This window comes from Bacillus sp. BD59S (assembly GCF_007363175.1).
Taxonomy (GTDB): Bacteria; Bacillota; Bacilli; order Bacillales; family Bacillaceae_G; genus Bacillus_A; species Bacillus_A pacificus.
The window spans coordinates 534,624-554,868 of record NZ_CP034686.1; the positions used below are offsets into that span (position 1 = coordinate 534,624).

Below are 20,245 nucleotides of genomic sequence, written 5' to 3' on the forward strand. Positions count from 1 at the left end.
GGGCGGAGATAGTGGCGAAAGAAATTACTTTAATTAAAAAGAAAGTTGTAACAGAGGAAGAACAGAAACAGCAAGTAGCAGATGAACTTCTAAATGAGCTATCTAATAATCGTGAAGCAGTAGAAGAAACGATGCAGCTTTTAGCGCAGTTGCAGAAGGCTGGAATATTAGATGCGGCGATTAGTTTACTTGCTGCGAAGGAAGATGTTTCAAAAATTGCTGTGGAGCAATTAAATCGTGAACCAGTTAAAAATGCACTTAACAATATGATGGGTGCGGGGGAAGCATTATCCGCAGTTGACCCAGAAGTAACGAAGCAAATTACATCGAGCTTAGTCACTGGATTGCAATTTGCAACAGATGAATTAAATAGTGGTAAAAAAACAAAAGTGATGGATTTCTTTAAAGTATTAAAAGATCCAGATATCAATAGAGCTATTACATTCGGTTTTAGCTTCTTGAAAGCATTTGGACAAGGGCTAGAGAAAAAATAGAATAAATGAAAAAGTGATGGGAAGTAGCCATCACTTTTTTCATTATATGTATAAGAGTGTTCATGTTAAGCGGAATATATTATTATTAAGAAGATGGATTAGAACTGGAAATGTGGAATCCATTTCAAATACCGTTTTAGAATTTGGAGGAATATATGCAACACCGTAAAAAACTATCTATACTAGGAGTAATGAGACATTCCTTTCAAACAGTTAAATTTGCTTTTTGGAATGTATTAACTTTTCAACTTGCTTATAAATTGTTAGCAGCGATTGTGTTTATCCCACTTTTCGGTATTATTTTCAATAAGTTGTTGTACTTTGGTGGGTATGCAAACGCAACAAATGATGAGTTATTAGCATTTTTGAAAACCCCATACGGGATTTTGGCGATTGTAATTTTATCTATATTGGCATTGTTCCTGATCTTTACAGAGTTTGCAGTACTTATTATCATTTCGTACTTCGCTCATAAAAGGCAAAAGGTGAGATTACGTCCGATTTTATATAAAACAGTAACGTATTTACCTTCTCTGTTTACATATTGCTTACCTGGCTTTGTTTTGTATGCAGTTGTACTATTACCACTATTAAGTATGGGATATAAATCTGCATTGATTCCTGAAATTCAAATTCCTAATTTTATTACAGGTGAACTATTTAAGACAACGATGGGGCAAGTTGGATATTATACTTTCTTTGCTGTAGTTGCTTATTTGAACCTTCGTTGGATTTTTGTTTTACCCATTATTGTTTTAGAGGAGAAGCCGTTCCGTACAGCAGCACGCAAAAGCGCAAACTTAGTAAAAGAAAGCTTCTTTAAAGTATTGTTCTTTTTAGTAGGTTTTTTCATATCTGTAGGAATTGTTTTTCTTTTATGTGTAGGAATTTATTTACTTTGTCTGTGGGGAGTATATGAATTTACAAACCCAGAAGGGACATTTGCACTACTAGCAGAGTCAACTATTTCCGTTTTCCTAACAAGTACATTGTATCTATTTAGCTTTATTATGACGCCGTTCTATATTATGGCGTTAACAAGATTGTATTTACAAAAGGTTCCGGTCGAAGATGTTTTATTAGAAGAAGGGTTAGATTATTCAAAGACGAAGGCAGATAAATGTTTCTTCCAAAAACATCGTTGGAAATTTATTGGTGTATATATTGTAGGAATTATTACGGCGGGAATGGTTGTTGCTTTCATTGTGACCTTTATTACAAACACATATAAAGAACCGATTATTATGGCTCATCGCGGTTATATTTCAAAAGGTGTAGAAAATACGAAAGAAGCTGTGCAGGGAGCTATTGATGCGAAAGCAGACTACGCTGAAATTGATGTACTACAAACGAAAGACGGTGAATTAGCAGTTATACATGATTTGAAGTTGAAACGTCTTGCCAATGCAAATGTTCATGTTTCGGATTTAACGATGGACGAGTTAAGGCAGCTTACCCTTAGTCAAGATGGGTTTTCAGGACAAATAAGTACACTTGATGAAATCATTAAGCTGGCTAAGGGTAAAATCAAACTTAATATTGAAGTGAAGCTTCATGGTGGCGAAAAAGATTTTGTAAGTAAAGTATTAAAAACGATTAAAGATAATGAATTTGAGAAACAATGTGTCATTCAAACGTTACATTACCCGCTTATTAAAGAGTTTAAGCGTGCAAATCCAGATATAAAAGTCGGATATATACTGTATGCAAGTAGAGCCAATTTAAAGAATGTGAAAGCTGATTTTTATGTAGCGGAAGAATATATGTTAAATAAGAAATTAGTAAAAGAAGCAAGGAAGTTAAACAAGCCAATTTACGTATGGACGGTAAATGATATGGAAAGTTTAAAGGGATATTATAAGTTAAACGTAGATGGTATCATTACCGATTATCCTGAATCGGCACGTGAAACAATTAAGATGTTAAAAGAGCAAGAAGAGGAAGAGAGTGATCTGTTTGATAAAATTACGGAAACAACAGATGATTTATTTTCCAAGTTATTTATAAGTTATCCAGCTGCTAGTTAAATGCTAGCAGCTGTTTTTTTGGAAAGAATATATCCCTAAAGTATTGTTTAAACTCATAACTGTATATGTATACGGCATCATTGGTGTTTCTTACATTGTTACATTATTGTCGAATAATAAATGATTGTTGTTTATTTTAAAGGAGTATAATAAAAATAGAGTGATAGATAATGAGATGGAACAAAGAGGCTAATAGAATCAATGTTCCATATATTTACACTATTCTAAATATATAAACTTTAAAAATATAGTATGTTAGCGTTTTCATAACTTTTAAGTTATGCTAGAATAAGGACATAAGTTATTAATTATTACAAAAAGAAAAAAGACTTTCTTTTTTCTGTTAATTATAAGGGGGCATTTCATTATGCGTATTGGGGTACCAGCAGAAATTAAAAACAACGAAAACCGTGTGGCAATGACACCAGCAGGTGTTGTACATTTAATTCGTAACAATCACGAAGTATTCATTCAAAAGGGTGCAGGTTTAGGATCTGGTTTCACAGATGCTCAGTATGTTGAAGCAGGAGCGAAGATTGTTGATACAGCTGAAGAAGCTTGGAACATGGAAATGGTTATGAAAGTTAAGGAACCAATTGAAAGCGAATACAAACACTTCAGCGAAGGTTTAATCTTATTCACATACTTACACTTAGCTCCAGAACCAGAATTAACAAAAGCATTAATCGAAAAGAAAGTTGTTTCTATTGCATATGAAACAGTACAATTAGAAAACCGTTCTCTACCATTACTTGCACCTATGAGTGAAGTAGCTGGTCGTATGGCTGCACAAATTGGTGCACAATTCCTTGAGAAGAACAAAGGCGGTAAAGGTATCTTACTTGCAGGTGTTCCAGGGGTTAAACGTGGTAAAGTAACAATCATCGGTGGTGGACAAGCTGGTACAAATGCTGCTAAAATTGCAGTTGGACTAGGTGCGGATGTAACAATCATCGACTTAAGTGCAGAACGTCTTCGTCAATTAGATGACATTTTCGGAAACCAAGTAAAAACTTTAATGTCTAATCCGTACAATATTGCAGAAGCTGTAAAAGAGTCTGATCTTGTAATCGGTGCAGTATTAATCCCAGGTGCAAAAGCACCAAAACTTGTAACAGAAGAAATGATTAAATCAATGGAACCAGGTTCTGTTGTTGTAGATATCGCGATTGACCAAGGTGGTATTTTCGAAACAACTGACCGTATTACAACTCATGATAACCCAACTTACGAAAAACACGGCGTTGTTCATTATGCAGTTGCAAACATGCCAGGTGCGGTTCCACGTACATCAACTCTTGCATTAACAAACGTAACAGTACCATATGCAGTACAAATTGCTAACAAAGGTTACAAAGAAGCTTGCCTAGGCAACTCTGCATTACTAAAAGGTATTAACACATTAGATGGCTATGTAACATTCGAAGCAGTTGCAGAAGCTCACGGTGTAGAGTACAAAGGTGCTAAAGAATTACTAGAAGCAGAAACAGTATCTTGCTAATAAAAGCATTATACAAAACAAAATCGAACAATATATAAAACAACATGATAAGAGCTAAGAGATAATACCTCTTAGCTCTTCTTGGCAAAAGGGGGCATACATCGTGGCCAACCTATTTAAAAAGAAATCCGTTACGCAATTGTTAGGGGAAAGTAAAAGTAAAACTTTAACGAAAACGCTAGGGGCATTTGACCTAACAATGCTAGGGATTGGTGCGATAATCGGTACAGGAGTACTAGTATTAACAGGATTAGTAGCAGCAAGAGATGCTGGTCCAGCAGTTATTTTTTCATTCATGATTGCAGCGATTGTTTGTGGATTTGCAGCATTATGTTATGCAGAAGTTGCATCTACACTTCCGGTTTCAGGTAGTGTGTACACATATTCATATGCGACAATTGGTGAGTTTATTGCCCACCTAATGGGATGGACATTACTATCTGTATATGTCGTAACAACTGCCGCAGTAGCAGGTGGATGGACAGGTTATTTTAATAACTTAGTGAGCGGATTCGGATTAGAAATTCCAACAGAGTTGTTAAAGATTCCATCACAAGGTGGGATCGTGAATTTACCAGCAGTAGTCATTACATTAGTTTTAACTTGGTTACTATCAAGAGGTACGAAAGAAAGTAAGCGTGTGAATAACATAATGGTATTAATTAAAATTGGTATTGTTATTTTATTCATTGCAGTTGGTGCGTTCTACGTACAACCAGAAAACTGGACACCATTTGCACCATACGGTATTAGCGGAATCTTTGCCGGCGGAGCAGCAGTATTCTTTGCTTTCTTAGGATTTGATGCATTAGCAACTTCTGCTGAAGAAGTAAAAAATCCACAACGTGATTTACCGATTGGTATTATTGCTTCGTTAGTTATTTGTACAATTATTTATGTTGTAGTTTGTCTCGTTATGACAGGTATGGTTTCTTATAAAGAATTAGATGTACCAGAAGCTATGGCATATGTATTAGAAGTTGTAGGACAAGATAAAGTAGCAGGTGTAATCGCAGTTGGAGCTGTAATTGGTATTATGGCTGTAATCTTTGCTTACATTTATGCAACGACACGTGTATTCTTCGCGATGAGCCGTGATGGTTTATTACCAAAATCATTTGCGAAAATTAATAAAAAGACAGAAGCACCAGTATTTTCAACTTGGTTAACAGGTATTGGTAGTGCTTTAATTGCTGGATTTATCGATTTAAAAGAATTGTCGAATTTAGCGAATATTGGAGCATTGTTAACATTTGCGATGGTAGGTGTGTCAGTTATTATTCTTCGTAAAACACATCCGAACTTAAAACGTGGCTTTGTGGTACCACTTGTACCAACGCTACCGATTATTTCAATCGCATGTTGTCTATTCTTAATGTTTAACCTACCATTAACAACATGGATCTACTTCGGTATTTGGTTAGCAATTGGAGTAGTTGTATACTTTGTATATTCGAAAAAACATAGTCATTTAAAAGACGATGGAAGTTCGCAGGATAATTTAGAACAAGCTAATTAAAAGCTTAATTAAAAGGGATATAAGTATAGTAAGCCTTGTGCGTCTAGGGAACGCGCAAGGCTTTTTCTTTTGTGCAAAGTGTATATTCTTTTTTGTATGAGAATGTAATGGATGCGGAAAATATGTGTAGATCTTTTTAAAATGTGAACGAAATGTTCAAAAAAATGTATGAGATTTCATTGACACATATGAATGGACGCTCATATAATAAAGGTATAAGATATATGAATGATTGTTCATATGTTCAAATGAAGAGGTGAGCTATAATGGCTGGAAATAAAGTAGAAACACCACAAGAGACATGTTCTCAAACGATAATTCATGAAGAAGTTGTTGATCAAGTAAAACAAACAATTCCAACGGATGAAAGTTTAAGTAAAGTAGCAGAATTATTTAAAGTATTAGGCGATCGTACACGTACGAGAATATTACATGCGTTATTTGAAGCTGAAATGTGTGTGTGTGATTTAGCTTATTTATTAGGAATGACACAATCATCTATTTCACATCAGCTTCGTGTGTTAAAGCAAGCGAAACTTGTGAAGAATCGTAAAGAAGGAAAGGTTGTTTATTATTCGTTAGCTGACCAGCACGTAATTCATATCTTCGAGCAAGCGTTTGAACACGTAAACGAGGAAGAATAAAAAGAACGCGAGGAGGGAGAACGATGGCTGAAGCATTAGTGAAAAAGAAACTGATGTTAGAAGGTTTAGATTGTGCGAACTGTGCAATGAAAATTGAAAAAGGTGTTGGGAATATAGAAGGAGTAAATTCTTGCTCTGTAAATTTCGCGACAAAAACAATGGTTTTAGAAACAGCGCAAAATAAAGAAAGCGAAGTTGTTACAGAAGCAAAACAACTCGTTACAAAATTAGAACCGCACATTAAAGTGCAAGAAGAAAAAAACACAAAAGTTGCAAAAGAAGTGTTTATATTAGAAGGTTTAGATTGCGCAAATTGTGCGATGAAGATTGAAAATAAGGTTAAGGAAATGCCGACTGTTTCAGCAGCAACTGTTGATTTCGTATCAAAGAAATTACGAGTTGAAGTAGCGAATAAAAGGGAACTAGAAGCGACTGTAGCCAATATAACAAATGTTGTTCAAAAGTTAGAACCAGATGTGAAAGTTGTTCGGGAAGAAAAAGGTGGTCATGATTACGGGCATAGTCACGACCATGGTGAAGCAAATGTGAAAAAGATGGTAGGACGATTAGTGGTCGGCGGAATTTTGACAGCAATTGCTACATTAGCTGGCTTACCACAAATGATCACAATTCCGTTATTCGTCCTTGCGTATGTATTAATCGGTGGAGATATCGTTTGGAGAGCAGTAAGAAACATAACTCGTGGCCAAGTGTTTGATGAGAACTTTTTAATGGCAATTGCAACACTAGGAGCTTTCGCAATTCAACAATACCCAGAAGCGGTTGCAGTAATGTTATTCTATCAAGTAGGGGAACTATTCCAAAGTATTGCGGTAAACCGTTCTCGAAAATCAATTACTTCATTAATGGATATTCGTCCTGATTACGCGAATGTAAAGGTTGGAAATGAAACGAAACAAGTATCACCAGAAGATGTACAAATCGGCGATTATATTATCGTGAAACCTGGTGAGAAAGTACCGTTAGACGGAAAAGTAGTTGAAGGAACATCAATGGTAGATACTTCAGCATTGACTGGTGAATCTGTACCACGTGAAGTTGAAGTTGGAAATGATGTACTAAGTGGTTTTGTGAACCAAAATGGTGTATTAACAATTGAGGTTACAAAAGAATTTGGTGAATCAACTGTATCAAAAATTTTAGATTTAGTTCAAAATGCAAGCAGTAAAAAAGCGCCAACAGAAAACTTTATTACGAAGTTCGCGCGTTACTACACTCCAGTTGTAGTAATTACAGCAGCGATCATGGCGTTTATTCCACCACTTATTTTAGAAGGAGCTACATTCTCTGATTGGATTTATAGAGCTTTAGTGTTCTTAGTAATCTCTTGTCCATGTGCGTTAGTTGTATCTATTCCTCTTGGATTCTTTGGAGGTATCGGTGGTGCATCTAAAAGTGGTGTGTTAGTAAAAGGAAGTAACTATTTAGAAGCTTTAAATGATGTGAAATATATTGTTTTTGATAAAACAGGCACATTAACAAAAGGTGTCTTCAAAGTTACAAAAATGGAACCAAGCGAAGGTATTACAAATGAAGAATTATTAGAGTATGCAGCATTTGCTGAAGTGTATTCTAACCATCCAATTGCACAATCCATTCGAAATGCATATGGAAAATCAATCGATGAAAAAATAATCGATGATTATAACGAAGTTTCTGGTCATGGTACAGTCGTAAAAGTACAAGGAAAAGAAATCTTTGCAGGTAATGCTAAATTAATGAGAAAAGAAAACATTACATTTAAGCAACCAGAAACAGTAGGTACATTAGTTCACGTTGCTGTAGATGGAAAATACGCAGGTTATATTGTTATCTCTGATGAGGTAAAAGAAGATTCAAAACAAGCAATTCAAAAGTTAAAAGAATTAGGTATTAAGAAGACAGTCATGTTAACTGGGGATGCAAAAACAGTTGGTGAAGCTGTTGGTAAAGAATTAGGTTTAGATGAAGTTCACGCAGAACTATTACCGCAACAAAAAGTAGAAGAGATTGAAAAAATTGATGCAGCGAAGCATGGAAAAGAAAAAGTTGCTTTCGTTGGTGATGGTATTAATGATACACCGGTATTAGCAAGAGCCGATGTTGGTATTGCAATGGGTGGTTTAGGATCAGATGCAGCAATTGAAGCAGCAGATATTGTTATTATGACTGATGAGCCTTCAAAAATTGCAACAGCTGTAAACATTGCAAAACGTACACGACGCATTGTGTGGCAAAATATTATCTTTGCATTAGGGGTAAAAGGATTAGTTTTACTACTTGGTGCTTTCGGTATTGCAACAATGTGGGAAGCGGTTTTCTCAGATGTTGGTGTGACACTACTGGCAGTGTTAAATGCAATGCGTGTACTACGAGTGAAAGATTTATAAAGTGAAACTTTAATCAGTGGGGGGTTCTTCATCCCCCACTGATTATTAGTTGAACCAATCGGGCTTTTACGGGCAGTTAATCCCCCATCTAACGCCATTGCTTTTGCTGAATTTTGAGGTGGGGGGGTCTTACTGCCCGTTAATGCGGGATAAAAAAGAGGACGCAACCTGCGTCCTCTTTTTTAGGTTATTCTGTTGAAATTGACTCAATAAAATAATAACTTAATATTTGAATTTACAAATAAAAAATATTTGTCTTATTATTTTAATATATTTTCCACAAAGATACATATAGTATTGAAAAAACAGAGAAGGAGAAGCTTCTCTGTTTTATTTTTGTATATTTTTTTCAACTTGTTCTCGAACAGTTTGAATGTAATTCATTTTATGATCCCAGCATTCTTGACTTAAATCGACAGGGTACTCTTCAGGGTTTAAAGTTCGCATATACTCTTCCCAAAATAGTGCGAGACTTTGTTCATTATATTTTTGAATATCTAATATGCCTGGTAGTTCATATGTTCTTTCACCATTAACAAAAATGTCTTTATGCAGTTCGCGTGCTTCAAAGTTTGTTACAAATTTACTTATATACGTGTGAACAGGATGAAACATTTTTAAGCGTTCTTCTTTTCCTGGTTCTTCACAATCTAATGCAATATAATCGCCTTCAGCATGATCGTTCACTCGATTGATAATGCGATAAATTCGTTTCAGTCCTGGAGTAGTAATTTTTTCAGGGTTAGATGAAATTTTAATTGTATCATTTAATTTTCCATCAGTATCTTCAATCGCAACTAGTTTATAAACAGCTCCTAAAGCTGGTTGCTCAAAGGAGGTAATCAATTTTGTTCCAACGCCCCATACATCAATTTTTGCTCCTTGAGATTTTAAATGCATAATGGTGTATTCATCTAAATCGCTAGAAGCAATAATTTTTGTATTTGTAAACCCAGCTTCATCTAGTAGTTTTCTTGCCTTTTTAGATAAATAAGCCATATCACCACTATCAAGGCGAATTCCGTAAAAATCGATGTGATCCCCGAACTCTTTCGCCACGCGAATTGCATTTGGAACACCAGATTTTAATGTATCGTATGTATCGACAAGAAACACACATTTTTTATGTGTCTCAGCATATTTTTTGAAAGCAACATATTCATCACGGTATGCTTGAACGAAAGAGTGTGCATGTGTGCCGGCTACAGGTATTCCGAAGCGTTTCCCAGCCCGTACGTTACTCGTAGATGAGAAACCACCGATAAAGGCAGCACGTGTACCCCAAAGGGCTGCATCGAACTCGTGGGCACGTCTTGTGCCGAACTCTAAAAGTTCATCGTTATTTGCAGCGTGCTTCATACGAGCTGCTTTTGTTGCAATTAATGTTTGGTAATTCACAATGTTTAACAGGGCGGTTTCAATAATTTGTGCTTCGCCGAGCGGTGCATCGACACGTAATAAAGGCTCGTTATTAAATACAACTTCACCTTCTTGCATACTTCGAATCGTCCCAGTGAATTTCATATTTTGTAAATACTGAAGAAATTCTTCTTCAAATTGTAATTCTGCTAAATAAGCGATATCGCTTTCGGTAAAGCTGAAGTTTTCTATGTACTCTACAATTTTTTCAAGACCAGCAAAAACAGCATAACCATTCTCGAATGGAAGTTTTCGAAAGTATAAATCAAACACCGAGCGGCGGTTATGAATACCATCTTTCCAATATGTATAAGCCATATTAATTTGATATAAATCTGTATGTAAGGCATAGCTATCGTCTTTATAATAAGTCATCGCGAAAACACCTCCATAATTTGGTTATAGTATACCAATTTTTCACGGATCGTAGCAAAGAATAGATATGAAAGTATAGTCAAGAGGGAAAAAAATGAAATATTGCATATTTTTTAGAAAATTAACATTTATCAATTTATATTTCTCAAGATTTTATGTATTATTAAAGTAATGGGGGTAAATGAGAATGGAGGAGGACAATGCAACAAACATTAGAAAAAATAGGCAAACAAGTCTTTTATAAGCGGCTACAGCAAAAAATGACACAAGAAGAATTATGTCAGGGCATTTGTTCTGTCTCATACTTAAGTAAAATCGAAAATGGAAAGATCGAAGCATCAGAAGAGATTCTACAATTGCTCTGCGCAAGATTAGAAATTGCCGTGACGGATTTGAGAGATGTAGAAGAAGATGTGAAGGTGAAGTTGGATGAATGGTTGAATGCATTAGTTCATTTGGACAAGCCACAAGTAGAACGCATATATGAAGAGCTGCAAGGTGAAATGAAGCATGTTTTGGATTTTGAAATTATAAATTATTATAAGTTACTTTATACGCGGTATTTAATCATGAAGAGAGATTTTCCTGCTGTTAAAGAAGAATTAGAGAGCTTAAAGAAGATGTACAAAAAGTATTCACCATTCCAAAAATTATTATATACGTATAGCAAAGGCTTGTATTATTTTTTACAACATAGATATAAGAGGGCATTGGAGTATTTGACTCGAACAGAAGTAATGGCAAAGGAACAAGGTTATCATGAAAATGGAATATATTTCAACTTAGCTCTTGTTTATAATGAATTGGAAGTTGAACATATGACTTTACATTTTGCTAATGTAGCAATGGAAGGATTTAAGAATGAATATAAATTCCGTTATGTGATAAATTGCCAGTTACTTATTGCATTGAGTTATATACAAAAAAAACAATATAATGAAGCACTAGCTATTTATAATAATATTTTGAGAGAAGCAAATTCTTTTGCTGATAAAGAAAGTATAACAGCTATTGCTTTAAATAATTTAGGCTTCTTGTACTATAACTTAAAAGATTATGCGAAAGCTAAAGATTATTATTTGCAATGTCTAAAGTACAAAAAGGAAGAGGATTTAAATTATATTGATGCAGTATATGAGATCGCTTTGCAGTGCATTGAATTAAAAGAATTTGAAGAAGCAAAAGATTGGATTGATAAAGGGATAGATGTCGCGAAGAGGGATGAAAAGTATAAAAGTATGCTATATATACTTTTAATACTTAAGCATAAATATTTTGAAACTAAAGATGTTTATAAAAAGTTTTTAGAGGTTGAGGCAATCCCGTTCTTTAGAAGTGAAGAGAATAAAAAAGAATTAAAAATGGTGTATTTAGAACTAGCGGGATACCATGAAGAATTATTAGAGTATAGGGAAAGTAATAATTACTATAAACTAGCAATTAATTTATTAGAAGAAAAGGGAGGAAAATAGTATGAAAAAGAAAATAATTATTGGTGCTTTGGCTTTGATAGCTGTATTGGTAGTATTGGAACCACAATATGCTTGGACATCGGATATCTATGGTCAAGGAGAAAAAGTAGTTGAATTGGTAAATTCTTAATAAAAAACCCCTTTCCAACCGGAAAGGGGTTTTTTCAATATTTGTTCCTCAAAATTCTACAAAACTTGAGAAAGTAATTATTTGAATTTTTAGTATATTAATAGTGGAAACATAATGCTAATATGAAACTACTCTTTTTCAAAAAATTTTTTATTAGGGGGAAGGTTCATGAAAAAGAAAAGTTTAGCATTAGTGTTAGCGACAGGAATGGCAGTTACTACGTTTGGAGGGGCAGGCTCTGCGTTTGCGGATTCTAAAAATGTGCTCTCTACGAAGAAGTACAATGAGACAGTACAGTCACCGGAGTTTGTTTCTGGGGATCTAACTGGGGCAACTGGTAAGAAAGCAGAATCTGTTGTGTTTGATTACTTAAACGCAGCAAAAGGTGATTACAAGTTAGGGGAAAAGAGTGCGCAAGATTCTTTCAAAGTGAAACAAGTGAAGAAAGACGCTGTAACTGATTCAACAGTATTACGTTTGCAACAAGTATACGAAGGAGTACCTGTATGGGGTTCTACTCAAGTAGCTCATGTGAGTAAAGATGGCTCTTTAAAGGTATTGTCTGGAACAGTTGCGGCTGATTTAGACAAAAAGGACAAGCTGAAAAATAAAAATAAGATTGAAGGCGCAAAAGCGATTGAAATCGCACAGCAGGATTTAGGAGTAACGCCGAAATATGAAGTAGAACCAAAAGCGGACTTATATGTATATCAAAATGGTGAAGAAACAACATATGCATACGTTGTAAATTTAAACTTCTTAGATCCAAGTCCAGGAAACTACTACTATTTTATTGAAGCAGAAAGCGGTAAAGTATTAAATAAGTTTAATACAATCGATCATGTGACAAATGATGATAAATCACCAGTTAAACAAGAGGCTCCTAAGCAAGATGCAAAAGCAGTTGTAAAGCCTGTAACAGGAACAAATAAAGTAGGAACTGGTAAAGGGGTATTAGGAGATACGAAGTCGCTTAATACAACGTTATCTGGATCATCTTACTACTTACAAGATAATACACGCGGAGCAACAATTTTCACATATGATGCGAAAAACCGCTCAACATTACCAGGAACATTATGGGCAGATGCAGATAATGTTTTCAATGCAGCGTATGATGCAGCAGCAGTAGATGCTCATTACTATGCAGGTAAAACATATGATTACTATAAAGCTACATTTAATAGAAATTCTATTAATGATGCAGGAGCACCGTTAAAATCAACAGTTCATTACGGAAGTAATTATAATAATGCATTCTGGAACGGATCACAAATGGTATACGGAGATGGTGATGGTGTAACGTTCACTTCATTATCTGGTGGAATTGATGTAATTGGTCACGAATTAACGCATGCAGTTACGGAAAATAGCTCTAATTTAATTTATCAAAATGAATCAGGAGCTTTAAATGAAGCAATTTCTGATATCTTTGGTACTTTAGTAGAATTCTATGATAACCGTAATCCAGATTGGGAGATTGGGGAAGATATTTACACACCTGGTAAAGCGGGAGATGCGCTTCGTTCTATGAGTGACCCTACGAAGTATGGTGATCCAGATCATTATTCTAAGCGTTACACAGGTTCAAGTGATAACGGTGGCGTTCATACAAACAGTGGTATTATTAATAAACAAGCTTATTTATTAGCAAATGGCGGAACACATTACGGTGTAACTGTAAATGGTATCGGTAAAGATAAATTAGGTGCAATTTACTACCGTGCAAACACGCAATATTACACGCAATCTACTACATTTAGCCAAGCTCGTGCTGGTGCAGTACAAGCTGCAGCTGACTTATATGGTGCGAATTCTGCAGAAGTAGCAGCAGTTAAGCAATCATTTAGTGCTGTTGGTATCAACTAAGGCTTTAGAGGATAGCTATTAATAAAATACCTCAAAAATAAAGAAGGAGCATAGGCTCCTTCTTTATTTTTTTCTCCATTTTTTCCACAAATAATACAACCCAATGCAACCTGCGATTGTTACAATCCACTTCGCTTCATTTGTGCCATTCATGACATGGTATGCAGAATATACCTCGATTAACAATGCCGGTATTTTACCTATTGTACTGGCAATACTGAAGGATAGTAATGACATTTTGCCTAGAGCTGCAAATAAAGTCACGATACTAGATGGAATGAAAGGAATGAGGCGGAACGATAGGACGAGTAGAAAGGCCTCTCTACCTTCTACATAAAGTAGGCGTTCTACCTTTGGATACTTATTTACTTTGCTGTGAGTGAATTTCTGAAGACCTATACGATAAATATAAAACGAGATAATAGCCCCTAATGCCTCGCCAGCGATCGAAATAATAGTTCCATTTGTTACACCAAAGAGCTGTATGTTAATAGCGGTCAAAAAAATACTAGGGATAATACCTAAAAGACTAATGACTATGTTGATTAAGATACTAAGTGGAATTGCGATTGAATAATAGTCTGTTAAGAAGCTTTGAATTGTTTCAGCCATTGTTTAAAATCCTTTATCTTTTTTTGCATTACACCATATTTCTATTGTATAGGCAAGTGCAAATTTACATAATGTAGAAAACGTCGATAAAACACCATTTTTATACCGTATATGGGTATTAAGTATGTAGAAATGGGGGTATATTTAAAGTTTTGGAAAATAACCAAATGAACCTTGTGTTAAAAGGTTTTGTTCGGTTGTTTCAATGAGGATTAAACTCGGGAAATAATTATAAAAACAAGGGGGTATATTTTTATAGATCTCAAAAACAGCGGATTTATCCCACTTTAATGGGCAGTAAGACCCCCACCTCAAAATTCAGCGAAAGCAAAGAAGTTAGGCGGGGATCAACTGCCCATAAAAGTCCGATTGGTGAGGGCTGATAATCAGTGGGGATGAAGAAAACCCCCACTGATTAAAGTTTCACTTTATAAAAGTTAGGTGGTAATATGGCAAAATAGATGAGGAATTTGAAAAATGTGTATGTTTTTTCGGTGTGAAATTGACTTTTAGTGAAGTTACGATAATAATCATGAAAGAGGTGATATGATGAAACGAATAAGTAGTCTTTTCGTGAGTAGTTTATTGGCACTCATGCTGATCTTAAGTGGATGTGCAGGAAAAGAACAAAAAACAGAGAAACAAACAGGGAATCAATCGACATCAGTAGAAAAAATTAGTGATAATATTTTAGATGAAATGGAAGGACCACCTAAAAATGGTCACACGATTGAAAGACATGTAGGCAAATCAGAAGAAGATTTGAAGAATCGCTTGAAGACAGATAAAGTATCAGCAGCAAGTACATACTATGACAAGGAAACGGCAACGAAAGCTGTAAAAGATAGCTTGAAGCAACATGACAAGGAAATTCAAGATTGGTTAAAAAATTCTAAAGAGGCTCGTCTCGTATTAAATACAACTCATTCATTCCCTGTTGGAAAAACGGTAATAAAGAAAAATATGAGTGTAAAAGACAAGTTAGTAAAAACTGTTACTGTTTTAGCGAGAGATAAGTCAGGAGAATTAGGGTTTAAGATTATTACTTCTTATCCATCTGATAAATAAGAAGGGGGAGTACATTATGTATACGACATTGCAATACTTTCTTAAATCGTACTGTACGTTAAGTATTCATGAGGATGAAATAGTAAGCGTGATGGAAGAGTTTATTGAACAAGAAGACGAAGAAATTGTTTTGAAATTACGTGATGAATTAATAAATATGAGGAAAAAGAACGCGTGGGAAGAGGCATGTGTATTAGCTGCGAAGCAAGGAAATCGTATGTGGTCTTTAGAAGAAACGAAAGACCATCTTGAAACTTTTTTACTATTACTGCAAAAGAAAAAGGCGTGATTTAATCACGCCTTTTTCTTTATACTATTCGGTTGATAGTATCTATTCCTTTGGAGCGCTTTTATATACGCTTTTTGAAATTTGCCCATTAGATATTACTTCACCGTTTTGTGTAACTTTTTTATATGTAACTGCTGTTATTTTATCATTAGTCCTACTAATTACTTGAGAAGAAACTTCAACATTTTTCCCAGTATTTGTACCGAAAATACGTGCAGTAATACTACCTCCATTTGAAAATGCTTGAATATAAATATGATTGCCTGTATTGTTTTTAAATTTTAAATCTGGACCATAATCTGCTACTGCTGCATCTTGCCCAAGTGGTAAATAATTTACGGGCATAGAATGATTGCTTCGAGAAACAATTCCTAAATCTGCTCTTAAAGCTGCGCTATATAAAGTACTACTAACTTGGCAAACGCCTCCGCCTGCACTTTGTATAACTTTCCCTTGTGAATATACGGCTGCGGATTTATAACCATGAGCAGCATCCGTTACGCCAACGCGGCCATTAAAACTAAATGTTTCATCAGGTGCGACAATCACTCCACTTAAAGTATTAGCTGACTTATTTACGTTAAAGGATTGATTCCCATTACGACCAGCCATTGGAGTTGAATATTCAGCAATTACTTCTTTAATCCCCATTTTCTGTATATCTTCTGTAGAACGTTCAGGTTTTAATAGTGTAACGGGTAATGTAATGTCAGATGTGCCAGAAGTAATGGCTTGCTGCGTTAAATTAGTTAACTTTTCTTTATCGATTTTTTCTCCATTTTGACTCTGGCTAATATTTACTGTAGTGCCTTCAATACTTAATTCAGCATTAACGGGATTTTTTAATGTTTCATTATATTTATCCTTCATAAAGCTTTCATAAGCAGTTGTATTTAATTGAGGTGTTAATTTATAGTCACGTTTTAATTCACCGTTCTCAGCTTGTTTCCGCATTTTGTAACGATTTATTGCGTTGCCTTCTTGTTCTTTAAAGATTTTGTCGATAATATCTTTTTCTTTATAATTTATCCCCAAATCTTTCCACGTGTAAGTTTGTTTATCGTTTTGGAATATGTAGGTAAGTGATTTTTGATCTAATTCAGTTATTTTTTGATTAATAATAGCTTGAATATCTTTTTTATTTTTTCCATCGAGAGAAATACCTTCAAATGTAGTGTTAGGTAATGCAGTAGTATCTAATTGATTATTTAGTTGGGATACATATTGATATCCGCCAACACCGCCTATACAAAGTAATATGCCTCCAGCAATTGCAGAACCAATCAGTATTTTACTTAGCTTCATTTATTTCCCCCCAGAAATTTTTGTATAAATATATGTATTACATTTTTTGTATAAAAATGATGAAAATAACATTATGTACGTACTAGTATACTATTATTTTCACTATGTGTGTAATGTTTTTATAAAAAATGTTACACTGTTGTAATAATTGTCTCTTTTTGTCACAATATGTACGAAAAATATGTTGAAAATTATAATAAAAAGGCTGTCTAGAAGTTCTAGCAGCCTTTTTATTATAATTTTTTATGTTCATTTTTATTCGTAACACCGAGATGTTCTTGTAGTGTTGTCGAAATCGTATTGACACTTTTTTCGTTTGGAACGTAATAATAAATACCACTTATATATTTATCAGTACCTTCTACTTGCATTTTATCCATTTTTAAATTGGAATCCATTGAATTTTTTGCAATTGTCATCATATCATCAAAAGTTAAATTTGTTTTTAAGTCTTTATCGACAGCGTCTAATAGACCACCGATCTTATTAATGGAATTAAGTGATAGTGCTTTTTGAGCGATAGCTTCTAAAACAAGCTGTTGTCGTTGACCGCGCATATAATCACTATCGATATGACGAGTTCTTGCTAGTGCCAGTGCTTCCTCTCCATTTAAATGTTGACGTCCCTTTTTAAGGTGAATTGCATCTGCTTCATCTTTACTATTTTGTTCCGTGAATTCAACTGGAACATCGACAGTAATACCACCAAGGGAATCAACAATTTTAATAAATGATTTAAAGTTGAATTTTACATAGTAGTCAACTGGAACATCTAAAAAGTTCTCTACCGTATCAATCGTGCTGTCCACACCACCGAATACGTGTGCATGTGTAATTTTATCGTATTTATCACGTGATTTAATATAGACACGTGAATCACGTGGAATGCTTACAAGTTTAACGGATTTATCGTTTTTATTAATTGTGGCAAGTAATAACGCATCTGTTCGAGTTGCTTTTCCATAATCTTTTTCTCTAATATCACTTTCATCAACACCCATAATTAGTACGGAAATGTTGTCGGTCATAGGTTTAACAGCTTTTTCACGTTTACTGGACTTTTCTCCTCGGCCTAGTTCAGCATAAGCATTATTTAAGACGGACTTTGCTTTACTGTATATATGGAAGGAATAGCCCCCAGCTCCAAGTGCTACAACCAGTAATGGAATAAGCAGGAACCAAAGTAGGCGTTTTTTCTTTGAGCGTCCTTTTTTGGCTCGAGTATCTTTGTTCATATCGGATTTCATCATTTTTTCTCCTTTAAAACTATCAAAGTATATACATCTAGAAGCGCATTCAAACACATAAAAAATATTGTACGCTAAATAAAAGCGATTGTACATGTATAAAAAATAGATGTCTTGATTATTTATAAAGACATCTATTCGTTATTGTATACAAAAGATAGGGAGAAGAAAATGATAAAATTTTACCTAATTACAACATAATGCTTACGATAATTGCAGATAAAATGCTAACGAGGGTTGCTCCGTATAGTAATTTAAGGCCAAATCTAGCAACGACGTTTCCTTGTTCTTCGTTTAATCCTTTTACCGCACCTGAAATAATGCCGATAGAAGAAAAGTTAGCAAAAGAGACGAGGAAGACAGAAATAATACCAACTGTACGAGGAGAAAGGCTATTAGAAATTTTACTAAGATCCATCATGGCTACAAATTCATTCGTTACAAGCTTCGTTGCCATAATGCTACCAGCTGTGACAATTTCAGTACTTGGTACACCGATAAGAAACGCAATTGGTGCAAAGACGAATCCGATTAATTGCTGAAAAGTAATGCCGAATATAATAAGGAATAGGTCATTAATACAGCTCATTAATGCGACAAATCCAATGAGCATAGCACCGACAACGATAGCTACTCGAAAGCCATCTAGAATGTACTCTCCCAGCATTTCAAAAAAGCTTTGCTTTTCGCCTTTTATTTCTAAAATATCTTCATCATCTTTCACGTCGTAGGGGTTAATAATCAGTACGATAATAAAACCGCTAAATAAATTGAGAACGAGTGCGGTTACCACATATTTAGGTTCGATCATTGTCATATAGGCACCTACGATAGACATAGATACGGTTGACATGGCAGATGCACAAAGTGTATAAAGACGGTGTTTTGGAATTTGAGCTAATTGTTTTTTGACCGTAATAAAAACTTCTGATTGACCGACAATGGCAGAGGCGATAGCGTTGTAAGATTCTAATTTCCCAAGACCATTTATTTTGCTAAGAAAGTAACCGATCCAACGAATAAAAAATGGTAGTATTTTGAAATGTTGCAGTATACCAATTAAGACGGAAATGAAGACAATTGGTAATAAGACAGTAAGGAAAAAGGGCATTTCACCTTTATTGGCAAGGCCGCCAAATACGAAGTTAATACCATCAGCAGCATACTCGAGTAGCTTTGTAAACAGACTGGAAATGATCCGAATAAGTATGAGACCGATTTCTGTATTTAATAACAAATAGGTTAAAATTAACTGTATAATAAGCATGATGAAAATAGGTTTAAATTTAATATGTTTCTTATTGTTACTAGCAATATAAGCAAGCAAGAAAACAACGATAAGTCCCACGAAAAAAGTAATAAATTTCATAGTAAGCCCCCTAAAAGAGATATTCTGCTATATATGTTTTTCATTTCAAGAGAGAATATGCATCTTTGGTAAAGAAAGGAATAGAGAGTATGAATATATGTAGAGTGCACCACGTTGCAATTATTTGTTCAAATTATGAAGTGTCAAAGGATTTTTATACTCGAATATTAGGTTTTAAAGCGACAAGTGAAGTATATAGGAAGGAACGAGATTCTTATAAGTTAGATTTATGTGTAGGAGAAGAGTATCAAATTGAATTATTTTCATTTCCAAGTCCGCCTGAGCGCCCGAGTTTCCCAGAAGCGGCTGGACTTAGACATTTAGCATTTGCTGTTACAAATATAGAAGAGGCTGTGAAGCATTTACGCCAATGTGGTGTTAAGACGGAATCAATCCGTATTGATGAAATAACGGAGAAGAAATTTGTCTTTTTCCAAGACCCTGATGGTTTACCTTTAGAATTGTATGAGGTTTGAAATTGGTGAATTTTATATAGGGTTGCTTTTGAGTAAATG

Annotated in this window: 17 protein-coding genes; 12 read left to right on the forward strand and 5 right to left on the reverse strand. The window is 34.7% G+C overall.

Annotated elements, in window-relative coordinates:
- Nucleotides 1-11: 11 nt before the first annotated feature.
- From EKQ63_RS04700 to EKQ63_RS04725, 6 genes are all read left to right on the forward strand, one after another.
- Complete coding sequence (locus EKQ63_RS04700) at nt 12-494, forward strand: helical membrane plugin domain-containing protein (protein ID WP_001040525.1); 483 nt, start codon at nt 12-14, stop codon at nt 492-494.
- Nucleotides 495-649: 155 nt separating this feature from the next.
- Nucleotides 650-2,521 carry a glycerophosphoryl diester phosphodiesterase membrane domain-containing protein gene (locus EKQ63_RS04705; RefSeq protein WP_087953877.1) on the forward strand — a complete coding sequence of 624 codons (1,872 nt, stop codon included), beginning with the start codon at nt 650-652 and terminating at the stop codon, nt 2,519-2,521.
- Between the two features lie 367 nt (nt 2,522-2,888).
- A complete protein-coding gene (gene ald / locus EKQ63_RS04710) occupies nt 2,889-4,022 on the forward strand; it encodes an alanine dehydrogenase (protein WP_001219742.1) in 1,134 nt (377 codons plus the stop codon).
- Between the two features lie 103 nt (nt 4,023-4,125).
- Nucleotides 4,126-5,541 carry an amino acid permease gene (locus EKQ63_RS04715; protein ID WP_001284878.1) on the forward strand — a complete coding sequence of 472 codons (1,416 nt, stop codon included), beginning with the start codon at nt 4,126-4,128 and terminating at the stop codon, nt 5,539-5,541.
- 266 nt (nt 5,542-5,807) lie between these two features.
- Nucleotides 5,808-6,185: an ArsR/SmtB family transcription factor gene (locus EKQ63_RS04720; RefSeq protein WP_000918377.1), complete on the forward strand. Its 378-nt coding sequence runs from the start codon at nt 5,808-5,810 to the stop codon at nt 6,183-6,185.
- Nucleotides 6,186-6,208: 23 nt separating this feature from the next.
- Nucleotides 6,209-8,575, forward strand: a complete 2,367-nt coding sequence (locus EKQ63_RS04725; RefSeq protein WP_143880766.1) for a heavy metal translocating P-type ATPase — start codon at nt 6,209-6,211, stop codon at nt 8,573-8,575.
- A 330-nt stretch (nt 8,576-8,905) separates the two neighbouring features.
- Here EKQ63_RS04725 and EKQ63_RS04735 read toward each other — a convergent pair whose 3' ends face one another.
- Nucleotides 8,906-10,369, reverse strand: coding sequence for a nicotinate phosphoribosyltransferase (locus EKQ63_RS04735; RefSeq protein WP_143880767.1), 1,464 nt, complete (start codon nt 10,367-10,369; stop codon nt 8,906-8,908).
- Between the two features lie 200 nt (nt 10,370-10,569).
- Here EKQ63_RS04735 and EKQ63_RS04740 point away from each other — a divergent pair, with 200 nt between their 5' ends.
- From EKQ63_RS04740 to EKQ63_RS04750, 3 genes are all read left to right on the forward strand, one after another.
- Entirely contained in the window at nt 10,570-11,841 is a 1,272-nt protein-coding gene (locus EKQ63_RS04740) for a tetratricopeptide repeat protein (RefSeq protein WP_088328054.1), read from the forward strand.
- Between the two features lies 1 nt (nt 11,842).
- The gene (locus tag EKQ63_RS04745) at nt 11,843-11,971 is read left to right on the forward strand and encodes an NprX family peptide pheromone (protein ID WP_138322496.1); all 129 of its coding nucleotides are present in this window, start codon (nt 11,843-11,845) and stop codon (nt 11,969-11,971) included.
- Nucleotides 11,972-12,139: 168 nt separating this feature from the next.
- Nucleotides 12,140-13,840: a M4 family metallopeptidase gene (locus EKQ63_RS04750; RefSeq protein WP_087953875.1), complete on the forward strand. Its 1,701-nt coding sequence runs from the start codon at nt 12,140-12,142 to the stop codon at nt 13,838-13,840.
- A 63-nt stretch (nt 13,841-13,903) separates the two neighbouring features.
- On the opposite strand, the gene EKQ63_RS04755 is transcribed toward EKQ63_RS04750, so the two are convergent.
- Nucleotides 13,904-14,452, reverse strand: a complete 549-nt coding sequence (locus EKQ63_RS04755; protein WP_087953874.1) for a TVP38/TMEM64 family protein — start codon at nt 14,450-14,452, stop codon at nt 13,904-13,906.
- Nucleotides 14,453-15,001: 549 nt separating this feature from the next.
- Between EKQ63_RS04755 and EKQ63_RS04760 the strand changes: the two genes are divergently transcribed.
- Together EKQ63_RS04760 and EKQ63_RS04765 are read left to right on the forward strand one after the other, a co-directional pair.
- Entirely contained in the window at nt 15,002-15,520 is a 519-nt protein-coding gene (locus tag EKQ63_RS04760; RefSeq protein WP_140168792.1) for an RNase A-like domain-containing lipoprotein, read from the forward strand.
- Nucleotides 15,521-15,536: 16 nt separating this feature from the next.
- Nucleotides 15,537-15,809 carry a hypothetical protein gene (locus EKQ63_RS04765; protein WP_143880768.1) on the forward strand — a complete coding sequence of 91 codons (273 nt, stop codon included), beginning with the start codon at nt 15,537-15,539 and terminating at the stop codon, nt 15,807-15,809.
- Between the two features lie 42 nt (nt 15,810-15,851).
- On the opposite strand, the gene EKQ63_RS04770 is transcribed toward EKQ63_RS04765, so the two are convergent.
- From EKQ63_RS04770 to EKQ63_RS04780, 3 genes are all read right to left on the reverse strand, one after another.
- Entirely contained in the window at nt 15,852-17,114 is a 1,263-nt protein-coding gene (locus tag EKQ63_RS04770) for a VanW family protein (protein WP_087953872.1), read from the reverse strand.
- Between the two features lie 233 nt (nt 17,115-17,347).
- Complete coding sequence (locus EKQ63_RS04775; RefSeq protein ID WP_302479372.1) at nt 17,348-18,364, reverse strand: LCP family protein; 1,017 nt, start codon at nt 18,362-18,364, stop codon at nt 17,348-17,350.
- 187 nt (nt 18,365-18,551) lie between these two features.
- Nucleotides 18,552-19,730: a NupC/NupG family nucleoside CNT transporter gene (locus EKQ63_RS04780; protein WP_087953870.1), complete on the reverse strand. Its 1,179-nt coding sequence runs from the start codon at nt 19,728-19,730 to the stop codon at nt 18,552-18,554.
- Between the two features lie 89 nt (nt 19,731-19,819).
- Between EKQ63_RS04780 and EKQ63_RS04785 the strand changes: the two genes are divergently transcribed.
- Nucleotides 19,820-20,206 carry an SMU1112c/YaeR family gloxylase I-like metalloprotein gene (locus EKQ63_RS04785; protein ID WP_143880769.1) on the forward strand — a complete coding sequence of 129 codons (387 nt, stop codon included), beginning with the start codon at nt 19,820-19,822 and terminating at the stop codon, nt 20,204-20,206.
- Nucleotides 20,207-20,245: the final 39 nt, after the last annotated feature.